This window comes from Paenibacillus sp. FSL R7-269 (genome assembly GCF_000517865.1).
In the GTDB taxonomy this organism is placed as follows: Bacteria; Bacillota; Bacilli; order Paenibacillales; family Paenibacillaceae; genus Paenibacillus_AQ.
Map to the genome: position 1 here is coordinate 375,815 of NZ_ASPS01000053.1, position 24,809 is coordinate 400,623.

Sequence of the window (24,809 nt, forward strand, 5' to 3'; positions counted from 1 at the left end):
GGCAAGATATTGATGCATACTATTCTTCTGTGCGGCGGCTCCGGCCAGCGGCTGTGGCCCCTGTCCGGCAGCATCCGCTCCAAGATGTTCCTGCCGCTGCTGCCTGCACCGGACGGGGGCACAGAATCCATGATCGGGCGGGTATGCCGTCAGCTCGGTCAGGCCGGACTGGATGAATCCCTGTTGCTCGTGGCCCATCAGGAGCAGGTGGCCCTTACCCAGCGGTATACCGGAAGCAATTATCCGGTAATCGGAGAGCCGTGCAAGCGCGGGACCTTCACTGCTGCCGCGTTTGGGGCGCTGCACTTGCTTGCAGCCGGAAAGGCACAGCCGGAGGACATCATCTGTATCGCTCCGGCCGACATGTACGCAGATGATGATTTCTTCCGCCAGTTCCATCAATTCGAGGCACTTCTGGCCGATTCTGAGGCCGAACTCCTCCTGCTTGGAACGAGGCCTTCTTATCCCTCGGAGCAATACGGCTATATCGTCCCGGCACAGGAAGACTCTGGCGGGTATGCTCAGGTGTTATCTTTTGCAGAGAAGCCGGATAAGGTTAAAGCCCTGGAGCTGATGCGGGAGAAGGCCTTATGGAATTGCGGGGTTTTCGCTTCGCGGCTGAGCTTCCTGCTGGAGCATCTGGAGAGGCTGGGGCTGCCTGTGGAATTCGCAGCATTGACCGCGCAGTATCCAGGACTTCCGGTCCGCAGCTTCGACAAGGAAGTGGCAGAACGCAGCACCAAAGCTGTTGTCGTAAGGCATGAAGGGGAATGGTCCGACCTGGGAAGCTGGGATACGCTGACGGCCAAGCTGCCATCACAGGTCATTGGAGTAGGCGGGCTATGGGGAGAATGCGGGGACAGTCACCTTATTAATGAGCTGGAGGTGCCGCTGCATGTCATTGGGGTCTCCGGTATAGTCGCCATAGCCGGTCCCGAAGGCATTCTAATCGCAGATAAGAAGAACGCTAACATGATCAAGGATATTCTGGCGTCTGACCGCCATAAACAAAAAGGGAAATCTCAAACACCGGATGATGGCTGTTCGGGATATCCCTGATGGCTAGACAGAGGGCAGGAACCGGAAGCACTTGAAGTCAAACCGGCTGCCCGGCAGGAACAGGAAGGTGACGGTCTGGCTGCCGCTTACCGGCGGCTCCAGCGTGAATTCACGCTCCATATAGCTGGCGCTGCCGGCAAATTCAATCAGCTGCTTCGATTCACCGGCAGGACCGCTGAACAGAATTTGCATTGTATTGTTCGCAAGCGCTGAGCGTCCGCAGATGAGGATCCGTGAGCATTCCGTTGCGCCGAAGTCCATTCCGGCAAATATAAGCGACACATTGTTGCCGATGCCCTCGACGGCCTCCTCCGTTATGGTGAAGGTATCGCCGTAGACTGCAGTGTTGGCCAGTGCATCCAGACGCTCGAACGCCTTGGTCTTGCTGACAAACGTGAAGCCCTTCAAATGAATCTTCTTGCGCAGAACGAAGAACAGCGAGGTAATCCCCGTCAGCCGTCTGGGCAGCGTATACCGTTCCTCCTGGTAGACATTCCAGAGGGAAGGCTTATGGTAAGTCACGGTTGTGAGCCGCACGGCACCGGGCTGCCCGGGCACGCCTTCCCATATCTCTACCGGAAATTCCTGATCATCCAGCGAGAAGATCGGCAGAATAATCTCATCGGCCCCATATCCGCCGAAGTCGATCCGTTCGAAGCAGATCAGGCTCTCCCCTTCGCGGGCGGTGGCAACCCCCCGCTCATTGCCGTTGGTCAGATTCCGGCTGTGGCTGCTGTTAAATCCTGATGAAACAAACTCATAGGGATTCAGATAAGCCTGCCCGAAGCCCGTAAGCTTAAATTCCATCTGCGAATAGAGCCGAATCCCGTCAGCGCCATTGGCTGTCCCGCAGCGGATGTATACCTCTCCGTCACCTAAGGCCGTGATTACGGCTTCATGGCCGTTCGTCTCAAGAGTGGCGATATTGGCATCAATTCCGGCGGCATTCGTAATCCGCCACTCGACATCCTGCCAAGTGGCCCCCTGAGGATGAAGCTTAACACGGACTGGAAGCGACGGGCGATCAGGCGTCAGAATATTACCCCCGGGGCAGACGATCTCCAGCTTGCGGACCGGGATCTCCTCTTCGCTGCCGCTCTCCGGATGACCGGAGGACGCATCCGCCTCCAGCGGATAATGTGCATACAGGTACAGCTCATCTTCAGCGGTCGTTCCCGCTGCCGGAAGCACCGATTGCAGCGTAAGCTCAGTTGAAGCCAGACCCGCCGAAGCCGCACGCAGCGTAATCGTTCCGGCCTCCAGTGTTCCGGCAATCACTGCCAACAGCTTGCCGCTGAATAGGCGGCGGCTTACGTCCTGGTAAGAATCATAGTCCGTGCTGTCCCCGTTATCCAGACCGATCAATCGTCCGGGACCCTCCACACTGAGGTGAACGCGGTTATTGGCATTCGCTACCGGACGTCCCTCCTGATCCAGAGTGCTGATCGTTACGAAGATAAGGTCCGTACCGTCTGCTGTAATTACTTGCTTGTCGGGAGCAAGGACAAGCGAAGCCGCATCTCCGAACGAGGAAATTTGCTCTACAGCAACGACCTCCCCCTTCCCATCATAAGCCACCGCCCGCAGGACACCGTCCGCATAAGGCAGCTGCCATTCGCCAAGCAGCTTGTGTCCATGAGCATGGTCGATATCCACGCTGCCCTGCGAGACTTCATTCAAGAACAGCTCGATGCGCGGAGCATTCGAACATACACGCACATCTATCAGCTGGCCCTGCGAGAAATCCCAGTACGGGAAGATATGAATCATCGGATGCGTACGGTAATCTGTCCATTCCGCCTGATAGATATAATAGGAATCCTTAGGGAAGCCGGCGGTATCCAGCTGTCCGAAATATGAGTTCTTGGTGTGATACGGGGTAGGCTCCCCGATATAGTCAAAGCCCGTCCACAGAAATTGTCCCAGCGAGAAGGATGCATCCCGGTCTGCGGTGATACAAGCCTCCGTGCTTTTGGCGCCCCAGCTGGTAGAGCTGTTCCCTAACGATGAGCACTGCTGGTCATCATCGGCAAGCACAGATTGAGCCAGCGGGAAATGATAGACTCCCCGGCTCTGCACTGTCGAGCAGGTCTCACTGCCGTAGATGATCCAGTCCGGATGCTCCTTGTGATGCTGCTCATAATATTTCTCCGCATAGTTGTAGCCTGCCACCTTGACGATATCCGCGCATTTCTGCGCATTCTTCCAAGGCATATAGTTCGAGCCGATGGTAACGAAGGCATTGCCCCGCGGATCATGAATCAGCACTTCCTCCTGCAGCTCCCGGGTGAGCTCCTGGCCGCGGCTGTCTGCATGGGTATCGTATATCTCATTGCCGATACTCCACATCAGCAGACTTGGACGATTGCGGTCCCGCCGCACCCAGCTGGCGATATCGCGCTTCCACCACTGCGGATAGAACCGTGCATAGTCATAAGGCGTTTTGCTGCGCTCCCACATATCGAAGGCTTCCGTCACAATCAGCAGGCCCATTTCGTCGGCCAGCTCCATAAGCTCTACCGCCGGCATATTATGCGCGGTACGGATGGCGTTGACTCCCATCTCCTGCAGCAGGACGAGCTGGCGGCGCAGCGCCGCTCTGTTCACTGCAGCCCCCAGAGCGCCCAGGTCATGATGCTGGCAGACTCCATATATTTTGACATGACGCCCGTTGAGGGAGAAGCCCACGTTACTGTCCAGCTCCAGGGTCCGGAAGCCGAACCTCTCCCTCTCCACTTCGATCACTTCATCCTCAACCAGCAGTTCGGTCTGCAGCCAGTAGAGATTGGGACTTGAAATATCCCATAGCAAGGGCTGGTCAACAGTCAGGCGGCTGTGGGTATGTACGGTTAATTCACCCTGCACCGTCACCTCAGTAACTTGCCCGGCAACTAAGGTTCCTGCTGCATCCAGAATGCTATGCCGCAGCTTCATCTTCGTCCCTGAGCCCGCAGCTTCAGCGGTATGCAGCTCAGCATCCACATCTACAGTCCAGGCCTGACCTTCCGTTGTCCTGGCTGCAATATACAGCCCGTCAGCGGCGATATGCGTCTTCGGCACCGTCTTTAGCCAGACGGGCCGGTAAATTCCGGCACCGGAGTACCAGCGGGAATTGGGCGATTCGTGGATCACGCGCATATAGATTTCATTCTCTCCGGCGACTAGGTGCGGAGTTATCTCGAATTCAAAGGTGGAGTAACCATATTTCCACTCCCCTGCCACCTGTCCGTTCACATATAGTGTCGAGTTCATATACACTCCCTCGAAACGCAGGAACACAAGCTCATTCACCGGCACTGCATCGAACCGGAGGCGGGTGCGGTACCAGCCCTCTCCATTCTCGTAGAGGTTGCGGGTATCATAGATCAGCCAATCATGCGGCAGCGTAACAGCAATCCAGTCCGCATCTGCGGCCACCTTGGCAAGCTCCGAATGAAGCGGCTGCTTGCTGAATTGCCAGCCGTTGCTGAGTTTCCTTTTTAGACTCATGGCTATACGTCCTCCTTATCCTCACTACAGCTAAGCTTCCTGAATGACTTCATGCCTCATCCCTTCAATGCGCCAACCATTACGCCCTTGACGAAATACTTCTGCAGGAACGGATACAGCAGCAGGATCGGCGCTGTGCTTACGATAATTGCCGCATATTTCAGCGTTTCGGTCACATCACGGCTATGGAGCAGTGTTGTAGTCCCCAGCATACTGGCATTATCATTCTCAAGAATGATGTTTCGGACCACGAGCTGGATCGGGAACAGGCTCTGGTCACGCAGGAAAAGCATGGCGTTGAACCAGCTGTTCCAGTGGCCTACGCCGTAATACAGAATCAGCACCGCAACCACCGGCATGGACAGCGGAATGAAGATGCGGAACAGAATGGTGAAATGGCCTGCACCGTCCAGGAAGGCGGACTCCTCCAGTTCCTTCGGTATCGCCATGAAATAAGTGCGCATGATGATTAAGTTGAACGTACTCACCGCCGTTGGCAGAATCAATGCCCACAAGCTGTCGAGCAGGCCGTAGGACTTCACGATCAGGTAGAATGGCACCAGTCCTCCCTGGAAAAACATAGTGAATACGATGAAGAACATAATCGGCTTTTGCAGCATAACCCCTTCTCTGGACAGGAAATAGGCACCCAGGGCAGTAAGCGTCATATTAATGACAAGTCCTACCGCCAGGATGAACAGTGTATTCTTGAAGCCGGTCAGAATTACGGGATTGTTCAGCACCGCCTTGTAAGCTGCCAGCGAGAAGCCTTGCGGCCACAGCAGGATACCGTTGAAGGAGACCAGCCGGTTCCCATTGCTTAAGGAGGAGAACAAGATATATAGCATAGGATAGAGTGTAAGAATAATCATTAGAACCATAATAATAGAATTGCAGATATCGAAGACACGTTCGCCGAGCGACGCTTTAATCATAGGTGTGCACTCCTTACCAGAGACTGTTCTTACTTGCGCGTTTACTGAATGAGTTGGCGAGCAGCAGAATGGTGAAATTGATGACGGAGTTGAACAGGCCTACCGCTGCACTGTAGCTGTAGCTGAATTCCAGAATTCCTTTCCGGTATACAAATGTGGATATGACATCAGCCGTCTCATAAATACTGGCGCTGTATAACAGAATGATTTTCTCGAATCCGACATTCATAATATTTCCGAGCGCCAGAATCAGCATAATCATAATCGTCGGCAGGATACCGGGCAGGGTAACATGGCGGATCTGCTGTACCTTGGTGGCTCCGTCAATTTTGGCTGCCTCATACTGCTGCTGGTCAATGCCGGTAATGGCCGCCAGATAGATGATTGTGCCCCAGCCGATCTGCTGCCAGATCTCACTGATGATATAAATGGGTCGGAAAAATTCAGGCTGCTGCAGGAACGAAATCCGTGCCCCGCCAAAAAAGGCAATAACATCGTTGATCAAACCATCCGATAAAGTGAAATAACGTACGATTCCTGCCACCACCACGAGTGTTATAAAATGCGGCATGTACGTAATCGTTTGCGTGATCCGGCGGAAAAGCGGGCTTTTCAATTCATTCAGCAGCAAAGCCAGAATAATGGGTGCCGGGAAACCGATCAGCAGATTGAAGAAGCTTAGCAGAACTGTGTTCTTAATGACACGGATGAAGTAGATACTGGAGAAAAAAGCTTCAAAATGCTTGAATCCGACCCATTCACTGCCCCAGATCCCTTGGGAAGGGACAAATTGCTTAAAGGCGATAATGGTCCCGTAGAGCGGAACATAGTGGAACAATACATAATATAGGATGACTGGCAGCACCATCAGATACAGCCATTTATTACGCAGGATGTCTTTCCCCAGTCTGGTTTTAAGCATATTCCTCTCTCCTTTGCTGCAACTGCACGGTCTTAGGCCGGGGCTGCCGGTACCTGTTGTATGTGTTGCAGCCCCTGCCCGCCCAAATTAACGGTTCAGGTAACGTTCATACGCCGCTTGTTGAATTTCCAGTGCGCGTTCGATACCAAGGTCCTTCATCTGCTGCACATATTTATCGTAATTGTCTACGGAATCAGTGCCCAGGATGATCTTGAGCTCAGCCTCTTTCACAAAAGCGTTAATGTCGTTCATAATACTGCTCATTTCATCTGCTTCCTCGGCAGTCGGTGTGACCGGAGGAAGCAGGTGGCTCTCATGATTGGTTCGTTTCCAGATGCCGATGGATTCGGCCGTAGCCGGATACTTCGCCGGCAGATTATTGTCCTGCTGAATCATCGGGAAGTTGGTGCCATGGGAATATTTGCCCATTACCTGGTCGCTGCCGAGGCCATCCGGATTCTGCACCACAAGATCGGTATAGACGGGCTTTCCGTCTTTGAGCATGTAGGTAATGCCTTCAACCCCATAGGTATTCAGCATTTTGCCTTCTTCGGTAAAAGCGTAATCCAGCCAGCGCATAGCAGCTCGGGCGTTCTTGGTTGTCGCTGAGATCGCCGCCGAGCTTGTCCCCGCATAGGCATTATCCAGCTGTCCGAACTCCGGAAGCCCGCCCTTTACGGCAGCCGGGTATGGAGCGGCTACGAAGTCTGCCTTCGGATCTACTTCCTGTACGGCTGAATTATATTTCTCAATATAATACTGCCAGCCGATTGTTGCTCCGCTGACATTAGAGGTCATTTTCTTATCCACTGTAGCTGAATCAATCGAAGCGAAATCCTTATCGATCAGGCCTTCTTTGTACCACTGGCTCATCGTTTTCAGATATTCCTTATAGCCAGGCTCCAGATAGCCGTAGACTACTTTGCCGTCGTTGACGTAGAAGTTCCCCATCACACCGAAGGCTCCGGCGAATCCGCCGGTCCGTTCTCCCAGGAACATCGTGCGGAAGGTTACAGGGGAGGCCGCCTTTTTCTTCTCTTTAAAAGCAGTCAGTACGGTGTGCCATTCGTCAATCGTCTCCGGGACACTGAGCTTCAGTTCATCAAGCCAATCCTTGCGGATAATCGGCCCGCCGTAGACCCGTCCGGCCTCCGAGCGGATGAACGGGAAGGCGTAATAAGTGCCGTCATCCGTTTTAATCATTTTGTCGATATCCGGATTTTCCTGAAGCGTTCTCTTCAGGTTCGGCGCGTATTGATCCATGAGGTCATTGAGCTTCAGAATATACCCCTGCTCAACGGCTTTATCGGGACCGCCAGGGTATTGCAGCCAGGTATTGAGGAAGATATCCGGCAGATCGCCCGATGCCAGCAGCAGACTGAATTTCTGATCGGTCATGGGGGTTCCGCCCAGCTGCTTGATGGCGATGCCTGTACGTTTCTCATATTCGTCATCGACCGGCAGCCGCTCCGGTGTGCCTCCCAGTTGTTCATTCATATAGGTCAGCTCTATTCCGCCTTTCATCGGATAAGCAAAAGCTGCTGCGGCTTCATTGGAAGCCGGGCCGTTCCCCGCAGGGTTGTTAGGGACACTCTCATCATTTGCATTCTTGGAACTAGTGCAGCCGGCAGCCAGCATGGTGAAACCTAACAAAACGGCAAGCGGTTTGTGGAGCCTTTTCATTCCAGATAATTTGATCACTAGTATGACCTCCGTAATTTGTGTAGTTGACGACTTAATGCCTCTACAATGTATGCTGAATCTTGTATACAAACAATATTCAAAATGCGTAATTCATTGTCAAAAACGCAAAAGAAGGATAGATCCGGCCTGCTTCTATCCTCCTGTCAGGAAATTGTATATTCTGTTTGTTTATTGCAGAGCTTTGAACCGCCCCGGCGTGATGCCTTCATACTTTTTGAATACCCGAATGAACGCACTGCTGCTGGAAAATCCTACACGGGAGGATATCTCCTCAATGGTGACGCCTTGCTGAAGCAGTTTCTTGGCTTCGGCTGTACGAACCTGACTGATGTAATCATGCAGTCCCTGCCCGCTCTGTTCTTTGAACAACCGTGATACATACTGCGGCGTGATCCCGAAATGGGCACCAATCATAGACACGCTAAGGTTGATATCCGCATAATGATCCTGCACATAGGCAGATACCTGGTCTCCGATTCCAGAATTTGAAGCAAGCTTTTCCGAGGCTTGGCTGCAGGCCAGCTGGATCAGCTCGGTCAGCTCGTTACGGAAATCTGCGCGCGTTGAGCAGGCCAGAAGCCTTTTCATCGGACGCCATTCTTCCCATAGCTTCGAGCGCTTCATCTCCTGGGGGACTGCCTTCATAATAGAGCTGCTTAAATCAATCATGGCATATCTCACAAGCTCAATAGACACCTGGGAGCCGAAGAAGCGGCCCAGAATCTCCTCCACCATCGCTGATGCCTTCCCGAAGTCACCGCTTTTGACCAGATTAATAAAAACAACCTCGTCATTGATCGTCAGGTAATAATCCGTCTGCTGCTGCTCAATATCCCCGTACCAGACCGTCGTATCCTCTTCCAGCACCAGCCGGTATTCCTGAGCCTCCAGCGCCTGCAGATACCCCTGATGCAAACTTCCCATGCCCGAGAGCTGCTCACTGCCGGCCATGGCGATCTGCAGGCCGTATTTCCGCTGAATGAACTCCAGGGTTTGGCTGAGCGCTTCTTCAATATCCTCTTTCCATCTGCCGGAACGCCCGGTGTTAATGTTCATCACTGCCGCCAGCATGCCATCCATCTCGGTGAAGCTCAAGCCGTGATTCGGTCCGGTGAAATCCATGATGATATTGGATACGATGAAATTGGACAGGCTTGGCGAAGGCCCCTCTTCCCCGCCGGACTGAATATAGAATAGAAGCACCGCAAAATACCCGGAATCCCACTGGAAATGATGCACTCTGGCCACTTCCTCCAGCGATAATCCGTTCTCCGCCTGCCCTCTGAGCAGCTGCGACAAGTAATAGGTCTGGAGCACACGGAGCTGCCTGAACTGTCGGCTGTTCACATCATCCCTCTCCCGGATGGTAGCCAGCGCACTCTCCCGAATGAAGGAGAATTCATCCAGCACCCGCTGCGTCTGTTCATCGGCGGAGGGCGAGAACATATGGACCAGCTCACGGACAGGATTATAGTTCTTGCGGGCAAAGTAAGAAATAACCACCGCCCCGATCAAAAAGCTGATGAACAGCCCAAGCAGGTTCAAATTGCGGATTTGCCGCGCTTTTTCCCAGAACACGCTTGAAGGAAATACGCTGATATACTTCCAGTTCGTGTTATCGGAATCAATGAAGGAGACCATATTCTCCGTGCCGGCAATATCCTGGAAAGAAGTACCCGCAGTCTCACCGCCAGCCTCAGCGTCAGGCATTGGCTGCTGCGGAGAAGCCTCATTATTACGAAATAACACCTGATTATGATCATCAGTAATGTACACATCACCGTTATTTACCCAGTCTACGTTCTTCAGCATGCTATGAATCTTACTGCCGTTCAGCGGAAGAACCAACATCCCCTTCTGTCCATTGCTTGCAGTGGCACTGGCGAAGGGCTTCATCATCACAACCTTCTGCTCCCAGCGCTTAAACTCAATAAACGGAAGAGAGGCTTCCCGCCCTGCAGTCTCACCGTTCAGCTGTGACAGCCACTCCTGATAAGACAATCCGATCATCTTATTGTTCATTGCATAAAAGGTTTCACTGTCCGTATACGTCTCATCCGTCAGCACACGGTCCAGATTGCTTGAATAGAGATAGATCCCATCGATGAAATCATTGGCGGATTTGTATTTGCTGAGCTCCTGCCGGATCTGATAGATCTGAAAGGAGCTGGCCCTCTCTGCGCCGGGTGTGAGGGATAAGTATTTGTTCACACCGCTATGAATCGATAACTGCATCGCCAATTTCTCAGCTTGATTAATCTCGCTGTCTACAGTATTCTGCATCTGCTTAAGTATGGCGTTGCCTGCACGCTCAATCTCATATTCGACAATCTGTTTGGTCTGCAAGTAGATGATAGCGCTAACAATAAGCGGGATAATCATGATTACTGAATAGGAGATGATCCATTTAAAGGCTACACTTCTGCTGAACCTCAGGTGCTTGTGCTTCATCTTCTACGCTCCTTACCTCATATAGAATTCCACTATATGATAGTTGTGCCCGGGGGGGCAATCCGCAATATGAACCAGATCGTCAATTTGTAAACAAGTCCGCTATACTATGCCAGCCGGCTGGACAAACAAAACCTCTTTGCCGGCAGAAGACCTTAGGGGAAAGCCATTATCCCCGGGTCTTCAACCTTCAAAGAGGCTGCGCTATCTATAGGATTTGAAACACTGGCTGCTCCGGAATAAAGCGCACCGGCACCTCGGGGAACTGCCGGCTCAGCCGCTCTGCCAGCAGCTTCATTCCCGGCGCTTCGCTCTCGGCATGGCCGAGCATGATGAGTGCCCTGTCCTTGCCCTGTCTGACCGCATCCCGGATATACTCAGGCACCTCCCATTCGAAGCCTTCACCGGCGATGACCAGATCAAGCGACTCCTGCTCATACATCGGGATGACCGTACTGCCGTTCCCCCGGAAACCCACCAGCACCCCCACCCTGGAGCATGTAGCAGAGAGGTTCCCGGCAGCACGGACATAAGGGATGTTCAGCTTCTGCTTCACATAGGCGGCCACTTCCGAAACGGTCATCTCAGGGATGGTGAGGATCGATACCTCAGGCAGATGCCGCTCCACATACGCTTCCCATTCCAGCTCATGCAGCAGCCCTTCGACGATTCCGTCCAGCGTATAACGGTGTATCGTGTCATGGAAGCGGTAGATACCTACCCCGCTGCTTGTAATCAGTGCAGACTTCTGCCGGTAGACGGAATCCTGCTCCAGCGCACTCCCGTGTCCTTGGTGGCTATAAAATACACCTTCATGCGTGATCACCAGGTTGGCGCCAAGCCGGACAGCCTGCTCCACTACATATTGCGAAGCGGCGAAGGCAGTCACGATTCCCTGCACTTCTGTTGCCGCAGCGTCCGGCGCAAGCTTATCCACCGTATTCACGGGCAGCTGTACCCCTGCATTCAAGTGCTCCATCAAATCACTGAAAGTCAGTGCCATGAGATCTTATCCTCCTCGGTGTTACTCAAATGAGTTCCCGGCACAGCCTGTCAAAAGACAGGACAGGGCCGTCCGGTACGCAGATGCTCCCTTAGTAGATGGTCCGGCCTAATGCATCTGCAATTCCGCTCTTGCGGTAGAAATACGTATTAATCTGGTCACGCCATTCCTTGGCATGAGCCGCCTGCCCCTTAAGGCGTTCCTCCACCTGAGTGTACAGGCCGTCTGCGATGCTCCCCTTCAGTCCGCCCCAGGCGTCCAGCAGCCCTTCGGCACGCTCTGCACCTTCGAAATGCGTATCGTAGATATGCTGGATCACGGTTTTGCCGGAATGCAGCACATGAGTGTACGGTACATGATGGAAGAACAGCAGCAGCTCATCCGGGCATTCCTCCAGTGAATCATAACGCACGGCGTTGCTGCCCATGTACTGCGCGCTGTAGCCGGTACCGGTATTCACGGTACGGTCTACCCCGATGCCCTGATGATCGGCATAGTGGTAGGTACCCCACATCGAATATTCATAGCCGTCCACATTCGGGCCGTAGTGATGCTCGGGATTGATCATCCAGCCTACGCCAAGCGGCGATGTATAAGACTCATAGATCTCCCATGAATCCAGCAGGATCCGGCTGATTACCCCGGCCACCGCTGTGTCTGTGCCGAACGTCAAAGCGATCCACTCGGCCGCAATCTCCTCCGCGCTCAGCTCAGGATTCCAGGCCAGCCGGCCGAAGCCGTAGAGATTCGCCTGGGATAGCAGATGGCCCGTCCAGTTCCGGTCATTACCCACATTGGATACCGCCGCAATGCCGCTAAGGCGGTTGCCCCACAGCGATCCGTCAACGATCCGCTTCACCGGCGCTGTTCCGCCCTTAGCCTGTGTGTCGAACTCCATAATCTCTTTCCACTGCGGAACGAGATAGCAGACATGGCGCTGCTGTCCGGTATATTCCTGGGCGATCTGGAATTCGATCACATGGTTAGTCCGTTCCAGTGCGCCGAAGAGCGGAGATACCGGCTCTCTGACCTGGAAATCCATCGGGCCGTTCTTGATCTGCAGAATGACGTTATCATGGAACTGGCCGTCCAGCGGCTTGAAATGGTCATAAGCCGCTCTGGCCCGGTCCGTCTTGCGGTCACGCCAGTCCTGCTTGCAGTTGTATACAAAGCAGCGCCAGATCACGATGCCGCCATAAGGCTCCAGGGCTTCCGCCAGCATGTTGGCCCCGTCTGCATGGTTCCGCCCGTAAGTGAACGGGCCGGGACGATTCTCCGAATCAGCCTTGACCACGAAGCCGCCGAAATCAGGGATAGCTGCATAGATGTCGGCCGCTCTCGACTTCCACCATTCCCGTACACCTTCATCCAGCGGGTCTGCACTGCCGACTTCCCCTTCATGCATAGGTCCGGCGAAGTTCACGCACAGGTACAGGCGGATGCCATAGATACGGAAGATATCGGCGATTCCCGCCACATCCGGCAGATAGGTAGAGATAAACAGCGTCTCAAGTGCATGAACGTTAACATTGTTGATCGCTATTGCGTTAATGCCGGCGGTAGACATCAGCCGCGCATAGTCTGTAATCCGGTCCATATCCTTCGTGAACTGGTTATTCTCATACAGGAAGGATCTGCCGGAATAGCCGCGCTCCACACTTCCGTCGAAATTATCCCAGTGATTAATCATCCGCAGCGAATTCACAGGATTCACTACTTCATCCAGATTCTCAATGTCCTTGCCGCTGGCAATCAGGCGTAGAAGATGGAAGACGCCGTATAACACACCTGCCTGGGTGGAAGCCCCTACAGCAATGCATTTACGGGACTGGCTGGTACGAATGGCGAATCCTTCTGCTCCCACAGCTTGGACCGTCTTGTCCTCGAACAAGCCCTGGATCAGCGGATGATCACCCGCGAAGGTGCCGAAGGCCACACCGAATTCTTCCGGCTGCGGCTTGGAGACAGCCTCAAGCTCCAATAGCGAGGCAATGCCTCTTGTCCATTCCTGAAGTGCAGCCTGGATGGTCTCCCCGCCTTCCGTAACGGATACTGCTCCGCACCATTTCGCATATTGCTTATATAGGGAGCCTTGTTGAAGCTTAGGATAGCTTAACCACGCATTGTATCCGCTGTCATATTGTGCAGCATACTCATTCCCGGATTGTTGTCTCATGTCCATATCTCCTCTGCATACATCTTGTATACTAGATTTCATTCAGGTTCATCCTACCACGCAGCCGCAGCCCCGGAACATTGTCAAATCACGCTAATATTTACCCAAATCAAGCAGAATCCTGTATACTAAGAACATGTGTACAGCCTATACATACCTATCACGAGAACGCAAAGTATCAGGGGGCGATCCTATTGGTTGCAGCTTTTGAACCGCCGGTCCCGGGGCAAAGCCTTAGTGAAACTATCATCCCGGATGTGAAAACCACGCTCAACCTGTTCGGCATGCATCTGCGTAAGGTGAGCGGGGAATGGGATTATCCGCAGCACGCCCATCCCCAATATGAATTCAATTATGTGCTTGAAGGGGAGCAGCAGCTCACGGTCAACAACCACAGCTACCTCCAGCGCGCCGGGGATCTGGTCCTCTTGAGGCCGGGCGATATCCATTCCAGCCGCAGCGGAAACGGCGGGCCCTTCACCTATTTCTGCATCCATTTCGATATCGATGACAAGCTGTTCATCTCACTTCTCAGCCGGCTGAATCATGTATTATTCACCTCAGAGAGCAATGTTGCCCACAGATTAGGACCGCTCCTCAGCAGACTGGTGGAGATTTCCACCTCCGGCTCCGGCAGCATCACGATCTCCCAGCGCATGAGGCTGCAGTCCGCCGTCTTCGAGCTGTTCGCCCAGCTCTGGGAGGTCTTCTCCCTGGAGGCTGACAATTCCTCCCCGGGCACTTATGAGCGAATCGAGCTGGCCCACCAGATCCGCAGCCGCCTCCAGAGCCTGGTCTATCAGCAGTTCAAGCAGGAGGTGCCTTATGACAGCCATTATGGCGTTGACGACATCGCCGCTGAGCTGGGGATCAGCCCCTCGCACTGCTACAGGGTCTTCCGCCAGGTCTTCGGCCTCTCCCCCCGCGTCTACCTGTCTGAACAGATGCTGCATGAAGCCAAGGTGCTGCTGGATGACCACAGCCTTACGGTCAGCCAGATATCCGGCTTGCTCGGCTACCGCGATATCGCCCATTTCAGCAGACAGTTCAAGCGCTGGAGCGGCAAGTCGCCGCGGGAATACCGCGAGGGCAGGAGCTAGGCAGAGCTCGAAGCCCGAATAGCCTTATATTTAGTAAAAGCCTGCCCTCATGAATGATGAGGGCGGGCTTTTTGCGCTATCACGGGCGGGGCTTGATGAAGGCTTGCCCTATTTTTTGATATACGTGGCGAAATGCTCCTGGAGGTTCTTGGAGTCGATATCTGCCCGCAGATGATGATGCAGCAGTTCGTCGATCCCCGCGGTGTCACCCTGCACGATATAATCCAGAAGCTGCTGATGCTCCTGCTGAATTGCCGACAGCTTCTCGTCCTTCAGCATATGCAGCTTGCGGTAGCGAATGTAGTGCACATTGAACTGCTGGAGTACACCCCACAGGAACTCACGCCCGGCCAGGCCGAACATCGTGCGGTGGAACTGGTCATCGAGCTGCAGGAACACCTCCGCCCCCTCCGCCTGCTCGATACACTTCTGCTGCTGTGCGAGGTTATCCCTCAGCTCATGCAGCCCTTTTAGCGGGATATTCCCGGCCAGCGACTTCATAATCTCCTTCTCCAGCACATTGCGCAGATAGATGATCTGCTCCACCGACTCCAGATCTATGTACGATACGAGGTTGCCTTTTTTGGGATAGATATCGACGTATTGCTCCAGGGACAATTGCTTCAGCACATCACGGATCGGCGTTCTCGACAGCTGGAAGCGCTCGGATAGAGCCGTCTCACTGATCATCGCCCCCGGCTTCAGCTCAAGGGAGAGAATCTCCTGCTTGAGGTAGGCCATTATTTCTTTTTTGGAAGTCATGGAATAGACCAACTTTCTGTTCGGGATTCTTCTTCCCCCATTATATAGAAAAGGGATATGAATTTCATTGACAAAGATGAACGCATATTCTATGATCATTACGAATCGAATCTTGTATACAAGATTATCGCATATGAACCGATGTTTCTGTAAGGTCAATTGTCACAAGGCTTCGGATGGTTAACATTTGTATTTATGCTTATCTACTAAGGAGGAAATGACAATGAATATGACTTGGAGATGGTACGGCGAGGGCAACGACAACATCACTCTTGACCACATCCGTCAAATCCCGGGCGTTATGGGCATCGTCTGGTCGCTGCACCACAAGGTGGCCGGTGAGGTCTGGGAGATGGAAGACATCCAGAAGGTTGCCGATCAGATCACAGCCAAGGGCTTCAGCACAGCAGTTGTTGAAAGCGTCAACGTTCATGATGATATTAAGATCGGACTGCCGTCCCGCGACAAATATATTGACATCTATATCGATACGATCCGCAAGCTCGCCAAGGTTGGCGTCAAGGTCATCTGCTATAACTTCATGCCAGTATTCGACTGGACCCGTACCGAGCTGTACAAAGAGCTGCCGGACGGTTCGAACGCTCTCTTTTATGAAAAGGCTGCCATTACCGATAATCCGCGCGAGATGGTGGACCGCATCCTGAAGGGTGCCGGACAATTCACGATGCCCGGCTGGGAGCCGGAGCGTCTGGCCAAGCTGGATGAGCTATTCGCGTCCTATGCTGACGTTACTGAGGATAAGCTGTTCGACAACCTGAAGTATTTCCTGGAGCGCATCATTCCGGTGTGTGAAGAAGTGGATATCAAAATGGCGATTCATCCGGACGATCCGGCCTGGCCGATCTTCGGACTGCCTCGCATTATCCGCAGCCGCGACTCCATCCGCCGCTTCCTGGACATGGTGGACAGCCCGTATAATGGCCTGACCTTCTGCACCGGCTCGCTCGGCACGAACCCGGAGAATGATCTGCCGGCGATGATCCGCGAGTTCCATGACCGGATTTATTTTGCCCATATCCGTAATGTGAAGGTGTTCGATAATGGAGACTTCATTGAAGTATCCCACCGCGGACGCGATGGCAGTGTAGATGTTGCGGAGGTTGTTAAGGCGTATCATGAGAGCGGCTTCACCGGTTATGTGCGTCCGGACCATGGCAGACATCTCTGGGGTGAAGAAAAGAACTGCCGTCCTGGGTATGGCCTCTACGACAGAGCGATGGGCATCATGTACCTGCTCGGCGTATGGGACAGCCTGGAGAATGTAAAGGGGGCAAAATAAATGCTGAGTCTGAACAGAAGCAGCATTGCTGATCGGGCAGCTTGGGAAGCCGCAGGGGTAGAGCTGCCGCAGTTTGATTACGAGGCAGTTGCGGCGAATACGCTGGAGAAGCCAGAGTGGGTTCACTTCGGGGCGGGGAATATTTTCAGAGGCTTCGTGGCGAATGCGCACCAGAAGCTGCTGGACAGCGGCAAGGCCGATACTGGCATTATCGCCGCCGAGACCTTTGATTTCGAGATGATTGACAAGGTCTACAAGCCTTATGACAATCTGACTCTATTGGTGCTGATGAATGCGGCGGGTGACTTCCAGAAGCGGATCGTCAGCAGCATCGTCGAAGGCATCACTGCAGATAAGACGCGGGAAGCGGATTACAGCCGCCTGACTGAGATTTTTGAGAATCCCAGCCTGCAAATGGCGAGCTTTACGATTACGGAGAAGGGCTACTCCCTCACGGGACCGGACGGACAGTATCTGGGCATCGTGGAGAAGGACATCGCCGGCGGGCCGGAGCGTCCGGTGCATGCCATGAGCATCGTGGCTTCCTTCGCCTACAAGCGTTACCTGAAGGGCCAGTTCCCGATGACCTTCGTCAGCATGGACAACTGCTCGCATAACGGTGACAAGCTGAAGAACGGCATGGTTACGATCGCCAAAGAATGGGCCGCCAAGGGTCTTGTAGAAGAAGGGTTCGTAGCCTACCTTGAGGATGAGCAGAAGATCACCTTCCCGCTGTCCATGATTGACAAAATCACGCCGCGCCCGTCTGAATCCGTCCAGGCAGCATTGCTTGCGCAGGGGATCGGCGGCATGGATGTGATCGTCACCTCCAAGAACACGTACACCGCTCCCTTCGTTAACGCGGAGATCAGCGAGTATCTGGTCATTGAGGATAAGTTCACGAACGGACGCCCGGCGCTTGAAGCAGCCGGTGTGATCTTCACAGACCGCGATACAGTCAACAAGGTGGAGACCATGAAGGTAACCACCTGCCTCAACCCGCTGCATACAGCGCTGGCAGTCACCGGCTGTCTACTCGGTTACACACTCATCGCCGACGAGATGCAGGATGCCACGCTGCGGAAGCTGGTCGAGACTATCGGCTACAAGGAAGGCCTGCCGGTGGTTGTCGATCCGGGCATCCTGAGTCCGAAGCAATTCCTGGACGAGGTGCTGCAGGAACGGTTCGCCAACCCGTTCATCCCTGACACTCCGCAGCGGATTGCTACGGATACCTCGCAGAAGGTCGGCATCCGCTTCGGCGAGACGATCAAGTCGTATATCCGCAGTGAGGAGCTTGACCCGGCGCAGTTAACGGCCATCCCGCTGGCGATTGCAGCATGGTGCCGGTATCTGCTCGGCGTGAACGATGAAGGTGCTGCCTTCACGCTGAGCCCCGACCCGCTGCTGGAATCGCTGCAAGCGCGGCTTATAGGCGTTGCTCTGGGCGCAGATGCTGCTACGGCCGCTGGCGTGCGCGCAGTGCTGGAGGATCAGGCCATCTTCGGCGTAGACCTGTACACCGCCGGACTGGGCGGGACGATCGAGGGCATGTTCACCGAGATGCTGGCTGGTCCGGGCGCAGTAAGAGCTACGCTGGAGAAGTACACCGCCTGAGTTGTGGGCGGGTGTGCGCGAACACACGAACATAAGTAGAAAGGCTAGGCTCTCCTTGAATAAGGAGGGCCTAGCCTTTTTTTGTGTGGTGAGTGTTGTAAGGATGGCCGGTGACGGAGAAGACAGAGTATAAACCGGTCTGCTTAGCTGAGTGTTGCGTTTCTGCGGCACCAATCACATTAGACTGCGGAGTTGGCCCGCGCTTGCGGCGGAAGCGTAGATACTCTGCTCCTCATTTGCTCGTTTAGGCAACTTTCCCGGGATTCAGGGGCACTTGTGCTCTTCATTTGCTCGTTTAGCCAACTTTTCTGAAATTCAGGAGCACTTGTGCTCTTCATTTGCTCGTTTAGCCAACTTTTCTGAAATTCAGGAGCACTTGTGCTCTTCATTTGCTCACTTGGCGCGCATCTGGATAATCAGTGGGATTTATCCCCTTCATTTTCTCCTTCCGCCCACTTTCGGCGGATTCAAAGGGATTTATCCCTTTCATTTCCTCCTCCCGCCCACTTTTGGCGAATTGAAAGGGATTTATCCCCTTCATTTCCTCCTTCCGCCCACTTTTGGCGGATTCAGCGGGATTTATCCCTTTCAATTGTTCATTCCCCTAGTTTTCCTTTATTGCCTTAGCCTCATGGGAGCATCCTTTTCGATGCTCCAGGTATAGGCCGATACTACTCCTGCTCCAGATACTCAAAGTAATCAAAATCCGCCGGATGCAGCGTGCCGCTGAGGTCCTGGGCGCACATGCCGATGAAGGTGCCCGTAAACCGGATGTAGGCCGGGAAATCATCGGACAGGTGATAGATTTCCAGAGCCGGGCCGATCTTCTCCCAAGAGGATTCACCAACCTTGTAATAGAACTGGGCGAGTTCGCCGTCGATGACGACTTTGAGTGCTACACTTGCTCCGGCTGGCAGCGGGACTTCAGGCGTCAGAGTGTCTTCATAGACTCCATCCTTGGAACGGATGAGTCCCAGAGTTCGGCCGAGGACTTCATCGTGCGTAATCCGGAGATAGAGGTAATCCATCGTATCGTAATAGACGATCAGGCCGGCCATCTGCTGGAAATGCTCCGGTTCGAAGTCCACTGACGTCTCAGCGCTGCACCGGAAGGCTTGCTGGCGCAAGGCGACCAGGCTCTGACGGTGCATGGAGCTCATGGATTCCCTGCCACGCAGGCGCAGGTATCCCGGACGCTCCTGAAGCGAGAGCCAGGACTCATCCGCAGGCACCCGCAAGGTACTCCAGCGGACATCCAGCTGTGGAGCCTCGAAGTGGTCGCGCGGATCGGCTGCGGCAAAAGGATGCGCCGGAAGATCCGGGCCTTCCACGGTCAGCGCGGGAGCATTCCCTCCCCCAGACAGGGCCAGCCAGCCGTCAGCGGTGAATTCGACGCGCTGAATCGCTGTCTCCCGGCCGAGGTTGCAGTAGTTGTCCTTCACAGGACGGCCGCATAGATGCACCATGTACCATTCGCCGGTCTGTGTCTCGACCAGGCTGGCATGGCCTGCTTTTTGCAGCACAAGCTCGGGGTGGCCTGCAGAGGTCAGCAGCGGATTAACCGGAGCGGTCTCATAAGGACCTTCAATCTGCTTCGCACGGGCTACGGTTACCGCATGATCATACTGCGTACCGCCCTCAGCCGTAATCAGGTAATACCAGCCGTCCTTGCGATATAGGTGCGGGCCTTCAGTCAGCGCCAGCTCCGTTCCCTTATAGATGTTAGTAACCGGTCCGACCAGGCGCTGCTCTTCCGCCGAATATTCCTGGAGCACAATCCCGGCAAAGCTGTTGCGGCCAGTGCGGTGATCCCACAACATATTGACCAGCCATTTGCGCCCGTCTTCATCATGGAACAGTGAAGGGTCGAAGCCGCTGCTATTCAGGTACACAGGCTCAGACCAGGGGCCTTCGATATTCTCCGCAGTCACCAGATAGTTCGGCGTATCCTTGAAGGCACCCTGGCGGCTTTTGACATCGGTATAGATTAGATAAAAGAGTCCATTGTCGTACGTGAGGCAAGGTGCCCAGATACCTCCGGAATCGGGTTCCCCCTCCATATTGAGCTGCGAGTTGCGGGTCAGCGCATAGGTCAGCGGCCGCCAGTTCACCAGATCGCGCGAATGATGAATCCGCACGCCGGGGAACCACTCAAAGGTTGAAGTAGCAATGTAATAGTCATCTCCAGCCCGGCAGATCGACGGGTCGGGATGAAATCCGCGCAGAATCGGATTATGAATCAGATTTCGGCTCATAGTTTCTCCTCCAATGCTTGCCGTCCTGCTTCCAGTAAGGCAATAATTTTGTCAGTATCGTAAATGCAGCCCTTCCAGGTTCCGCCGCTGGCCGCTTGAAGCGCAGCCCACAACCGGGTGTCCTCCGGCAGGCCCGGGTCTACCGCCAGGCCCGGATGCGGTGTCCGTGCAGCAAGGATCAGCGTCCCCGCTTCCTTGTTCAGCGGCTCATCTCCCTCACCCACCAGATTGACGCTTCCTTCCAGGTTCACGGTATCAATGCGAACTTCCACCCAGTCATTGTCGCGAAGCTTGCCGAGCGGGCCACCTGCCAGCGCTTCCGGCCCCATATGGCCGATGCAGGCACCGGTGGATACGCCGGAGAAGCGGGCATCTGTGATCAGCGTGACATATTTGCCGTAAGGCAGATGCTTAAGCGCCGAGGTGAGCTGGTAGGTCTCCTCCATCCCCGTTCCGCTCGGCCCCCTGCCGATAACGGCCAGAATATCCCCCGCTTGGACCATACCCAGCTTGATGCTGCGGATGGCGGCTCTCTCGGTGGTGAACACCTTCACTCGTCCGGTATGGCGATAGATGCCCTCACTGTCCAGAACGGCAGGATCAATGGCTGCCGATTTGATGACTGCACCTTCGGGGCAGAGATTGCCGATAGGGAACGTCATAGTAGACGCCATGCCCTGGCGCTTGGCCTCTTCCGGGCTCATGATCACGGAATCGGGATCTACGCCGTCTGCTTCCAGCAGCCGCTGCCGCAGATCAGTCCGCCGCTGTGAGCTCTCCCACCAGTCCAGATTCTCGCCCAGTGTCCGGCCAGTAACCGTGAGTACAGATTCGTCAAGCAGCCCTAGCTTCCGCAGATGCAGCATCACCTCAGGAACGCCCCCTGCCAGGAACACGCGAATTGTCGGATGCGGTACCGGACCGTTCGGCAGTACGCTAACGAGGCGCGGTACCATCCGGTTCACCCGGTTCCAGTCCTCGACGGTTGGGACCTTCAGCCCGGCGGCATGGGCAATGGCCGGCAGATGCAGCAGCAGATTCGTTGAGCCGCCGAAGGCAGCGTGCAGCACCATCGCATTCTGGATCGACTGATCTGTCAAAATGTCACTCATGACGATTCCGTTCTGATCCAGATGCTGAAGGGCCCGGGCCGACTGGCGGCCGATATTCTTCCAGATCGGCTGCCCCGAAGGAGACAGGGCCGAATGCGGTAGTGCCATACCCAATGCCTCCGCAATCACCTGGGCGGTTGCGGCGGTGCCGAGGAACTGGCAGCCGCCGCCCGGCGTCGCGCAGGCCCGGCAGCCGAGATCTGCCGCTTCTTCGAGAGACAATTCTCCGTTGCTGTACCTTGCCCCGATACTCTGAACCTTGCCCGCGTCTTCCCCCTCCACTGGCGGCAGGGTCACGCCGCCGGGGACGATAATTCCCGGCAGCTTGTGCATCCCGGCAAGAGCCAGCAGCATGGCCGGCAGGCCCTTGTCGCAGGTAGCTACGCCAAGCACACCCTTACGGGTAGGGAGTGAACGAATCAGCCGCCGCAGCACGATGGCCGCATCATTGCGGTAAGGCAGGGAATCGAACATGCCTGTGGTTCCCTGGGAACGGCCGTCACAGGGATCGCTGACATAACCGGCGAACGGAATTCCCTCATTCGCGGTAAGCTCCTCCGCAATCTCCTCCATCATCACGCCGATCTCCCAGTGACCGGTATGGTATCCGAGCGCCAGCGGAGTGCCGTCCTCACACCGGATGCCGCCCATCGTTCCGAGAATCAGGTACTGGGGCCGGTTCAGCAGCAGCGGATTCCAGCCCATGCCGGCATTCTGTGTCATGCCAAAAATCTCTCCGCTCGGCGCATTACGCAGCACCTCCCCGGTGATCGGCAGCCTGCCTGCCGGCCCTTCCGCAGCGGTATGTACCGGAACAGCTTCAATGATGTCTTCCTTCATAATCTCTTCTACGGTCAATTTCATATGAATCCCTTCTCTCCCTCAGAATGAATGTGCCCGGATGTCTATGACAACGAGAGCTTCCCCGCAAGTAGGGTTACCTCCCGGATCGCCGCCTCCTGCTTCGCGGTGAAGGCATGCTGAAGCATCGAAGTACTGACAGCGGCAACCGCCTTGCCTGCGGCATCCAGAACCGGTGCAGCCACGCAGCTGATGCCTTGGATGATCTCTTCACGGTCCACGGCATAGCCAGTCCTGCGAATATCGGCCAAAGCCGCTGTGAATTCAGCCCAATCCGTCAGCGTGTGTGAGGTGACTGCGGATAAGCTTTTGCCGGAATAACGCCGCTGCAGCTCTCCCTCCGGCAGCAGCGCCAGCATCATCTTACCCATCGCCGTCGCATGTGCCGGGAACCGCATCCCGGGGCTGGACTCCAGCCTTACCAGGGACTGCCCCTCCTGCTTGGCCAAGTAAATAATCTCATCGCGGTCCAGTACCGACAGCTGAAAGGTCTCCCCCACCGCCCCGACACTCTGCGCCGATTCTGCCAGGAACCGCTCTACCAGATTCATATTTTGCTTAAGCGAATCATTGTAGACGGTATTATAGTAGGAGATCCCGGCGCCAAGCACATACCGCTCGCCCGCATCCTTCACCACCCACCCCAGAGTCTCCATTGTGCGCAGCAGCGAGAACATCGAGCTTTTGTTAATACCGGTCTCCTCGCAGAGATCTGTCATTTTGAGCACTCCGGTCTGTCTTGAGATGGCCTTAAGAATCAGATCTGCCCGTTCCAATGCCGGAACCCAATACTTCTGGTCCACACCTTCATTCCCCTCTCATAAATCCATTGATTAAGCCTTTCAAGTTCACTATAATAATCATATGTTTATAATACCAAACCAGGAGGCAAAAATAAAATGAAACTTAGCCACCCGAATGCAGGTGTCATTCCTCCCGTTCCAACCATTCTGGATTCAGCCGGAAAATTCGACCGTGACGGAATGAAGCTGCTGATCGACAGCCTGATCGCCAAAGGGGTTCACGGTCTGTTCTTCCTTGGAACGGCCGGAGAATTCACCCTGTTCACCGCAGAGCAGCGTGAAGAGATCGCAGAGCTATGCCTGGAGTATACGAATGGCCGTCTTCCGGCCTGGATCGGCACCGGCAGCAACACGGTTGCTGAGACCCTTCGCCTCTCCCGTCATGCCGCTGAGCATGGAGCTACCGGCATTGTCATTATGAATCCGTATTACTACAAGCTGAGCGGGGACGCCCTGTTCGCGCATTATGCTGCTGTTCTGGAAGCCGTCGATGTGCCGCTCATGCTGTACAACTTCCCGGCCATGACGGGCCAGGATCTGACCCCGGCCTTCGTGGCCCGCCTTGCCGCACATTATCCGAATGTACTCGGCATCAAGGATACCGTGGACCAGCTTAGCCACATCCGCCAGATGATCATGCAGGTTAAGGCGGTTAGTCCGGACTTCTCCGTCTTCTGCGGCTTCGATGAATATTTGCTGCCTACACTGGCTGCCGGAGGAGACGGGGCGATCGCTGCCAGTGCGAACTTCGCTCCTCAGCTGATGCTTGGCGTGTATGACAGCTTCAAAAAGGGAGATCTGGCAGGCGTCCTTCAGTTCAACCGGCAGATCGTTGAAATTCCGGCCCTGTATGCCATTGATGACCCGTTCATCGCTTCGATCAAGGAAGCTGTCCGCTTGTCGGGTGTTCCAGTATCCACCTTCAGCCTGGCTTCACCTGGGGTATGGAGTGCGGAGCATGAGGAGAAGCTGAAGCTGATTTTCAGCCGGGCGGGTATTGCCCAAGGGTAAGCGATATTTATTGCGCGGGACTCATCTATTCTTATTTTTCAAGGTCAGCCCGAGTTGGGGCTGGCTTTTTTGGTGCTGGGCGATACTTTGTGCTATTCCTAGCAGCGCTTCTTATAAGGCTTCCTCGTAAAATTCCTCGTGAGGTTCCTTGCAAGGCTATGAGTGAGGTTCCTCCTTTCTTCGCTGTGAAGGTTGGTCTATAATTTTGTTCAGATGCACAATGAGCAATTGAGAGACAATATTGGCGGT

The 24,809-nt window shown here is 54.5% G+C and carries 17 protein-coding genes; 5 read left to right on the forward strand and 12 right to left on the reverse strand.

Features of this window, described 5'->3' with window-relative positions; all coding sequences use genetic code 11:
- The first annotated feature begins 12 nt into the window (after window positions 1-12).
- Complete coding sequence (locus C162_RS24255) at window positions 13-1,059, forward strand: sugar phosphate nucleotidyltransferase (RefSeq protein WP_051493882.1); 1,047 nt, start codon at window positions 13-15, stop codon at window positions 1,057-1,059.
- Window positions 1,060-1,062: 3 nt separating this feature from the next.
- Here the strand turns inward: C162_RS24255 and C162_RS24260 are convergent, their stop codons facing one another.
- The 7 genes from C162_RS24260 to C162_RS24290 all read right to left on the reverse strand — a co-directional run bounded on the left by C162_RS24260 (window position 1,063) and on the right by C162_RS24290 (window position 13,739).
- A complete protein-coding gene (locus tag C162_RS24260) occupies window positions 1,063-4,548 on the reverse strand; it encodes a glycoside hydrolase family 2 TIM barrel-domain containing protein (protein WP_036698596.1) in 3,486 nt (1,161 codons plus the stop codon).
- 56 nt (window positions 4,549-4,604) lie between these two features.
- Window positions 4,605-5,483 carry a carbohydrate ABC transporter permease gene (locus C162_RS24265; RefSeq protein WP_036698597.1) on the reverse strand — a complete coding sequence of 293 codons (879 nt, stop codon included), beginning with the start codon at window positions 5,481-5,483 and terminating at the stop codon, window positions 4,605-4,607.
- Window positions 5,484-5,496: 13 nt separating this feature from the next.
- The gene (locus tag C162_RS24270; RefSeq protein ID WP_036698599.1) at window positions 5,497-6,405 is read right to left on the reverse strand and encodes an ABC transporter permease; all 909 of its coding nucleotides are present in this window, start codon (window positions 6,403-6,405) and stop codon (window positions 5,497-5,499) included.
- 87 nt (window positions 6,406-6,492) lie between these two features.
- A complete protein-coding gene (locus C162_RS24275; RefSeq protein ID WP_036698838.1) occupies window positions 6,493-8,088 on the reverse strand; it encodes an extracellular solute-binding protein in 1,596 nt (531 codons plus the stop codon).
- A 189-nt stretch (window positions 8,089-8,277) separates the two neighbouring features.
- Window positions 8,278-10,560, reverse strand: a complete 2,283-nt coding sequence (locus tag C162_RS24280) for an AraC family transcriptional regulator (RefSeq protein WP_036698601.1) — start codon at window positions 10,558-10,560, stop codon at window positions 8,278-8,280.
- Between the two features lie 208 nt (window positions 10,561-10,768).
- Window positions 10,769-11,563 (reverse strand): Nif3-like dinuclear metal center hexameric protein, encoded by a 795-nt coding sequence (locus C162_RS24285; RefSeq protein ID WP_036698604.1) that lies wholly within the window; start codon window positions 11,561-11,563, stop codon window positions 10,769-10,771.
- A gap of 91 nt (window positions 11,564-11,654) precedes the next feature.
- On the reverse strand, window positions 11,655-13,739 hold the full coding sequence (locus C162_RS24290; protein ID WP_036698607.1) for an alpha-glucuronidase family glycosyl hydrolase: 2,085 nt from the start codon (window positions 13,737-13,739) through the stop codon (window positions 11,655-11,657).
- A gap of 194 nt (window positions 13,740-13,933) precedes the next feature.
- Here C162_RS24290 and C162_RS24295 point away from each other — a divergent pair, with 194 nt between their 5' ends.
- Entirely contained in the window at window positions 13,934-14,839 is a 906-nt protein-coding gene (locus C162_RS24295) for an AraC family transcriptional regulator (protein WP_036698610.1), read from the forward strand.
- Window positions 14,840-14,947: 108 nt separating this feature from the next.
- Here C162_RS24295 and C162_RS24300 read toward each other — a convergent pair whose 3' ends face one another.
- Window positions 14,948-15,601: a GntR family transcriptional regulator gene (locus C162_RS24300; protein WP_036698612.1), complete on the reverse strand. Its 654-nt coding sequence runs from the start codon at window positions 15,599-15,601 to the stop codon at window positions 14,948-14,950.
- 223 nt (window positions 15,602-15,824) lie between these two features.
- Here C162_RS24300 and uxuA point away from each other — a divergent pair, with 223 nt between their 5' ends.
- Window positions 15,825-16,901, forward strand: a complete 1,077-nt coding sequence (gene uxuA / locus C162_RS24305) for a mannonate dehydratase (protein ID WP_036698613.1) — start codon at window positions 15,825-15,827, stop codon at window positions 16,899-16,901.
- The gene (locus C162_RS24310) at window positions 16,902-18,518 is read left to right on the forward strand and encodes a mannitol dehydrogenase family protein (protein WP_036698616.1); all 1,617 of its coding nucleotides are present in this window, start codon (window positions 16,902-16,904) and stop codon (window positions 18,516-18,518) included.
- 385 nt (window positions 18,519-18,903) lie between these two features.
- Here C162_RS24310 and C162_RS24315 read toward each other — a convergent pair whose 3' ends face one another.
- From C162_RS24315 to C162_RS24330, 4 genes are all read right to left on the reverse strand, one after another.
- Window positions 18,904-19,110, reverse strand: coding sequence for a hypothetical protein (locus C162_RS24315; protein WP_036698618.1), 207 nt, complete (start codon window positions 19,108-19,110; stop codon window positions 18,904-18,906).
- A 79-nt stretch (window positions 19,111-19,189) separates the two neighbouring features.
- Complete coding sequence (locus C162_RS24320; protein WP_036698621.1) at window positions 19,190-20,773, reverse strand: glycoside hydrolase family 43 protein; 1,584 nt, start codon at window positions 20,771-20,773, stop codon at window positions 19,190-19,192.
- A complete protein-coding gene (locus C162_RS24325) occupies window positions 20,770-22,749 on the reverse strand; it encodes a YjhG/YagF family D-xylonate dehydratase (RefSeq protein WP_084649028.1) in 1,980 nt (659 codons plus the stop codon). The genes C162_RS24320 and C162_RS24325 overlap by 4 nt, the downstream gene beginning before the upstream one ends.
- 41 nt (window positions 22,750-22,790) lie before the next feature.
- Window positions 22,791-23,549, reverse strand: a complete 759-nt coding sequence (locus C162_RS24330) for an IclR family transcriptional regulator (protein ID WP_036698624.1) — start codon at window positions 23,547-23,549, stop codon at window positions 22,791-22,793.
- Between the two features lie 96 nt (window positions 23,550-23,645).
- On the opposite strand from C162_RS24330, the gene C162_RS24335 reads away from it, so the two are divergent.
- Entirely contained in the window at window positions 23,646-24,560 is a 915-nt protein-coding gene (locus C162_RS24335) for a dihydrodipicolinate synthase family protein (RefSeq protein ID WP_036698626.1), read from the forward strand.
- Window positions 24,561-24,809 lie beyond the last annotated feature (249 nt).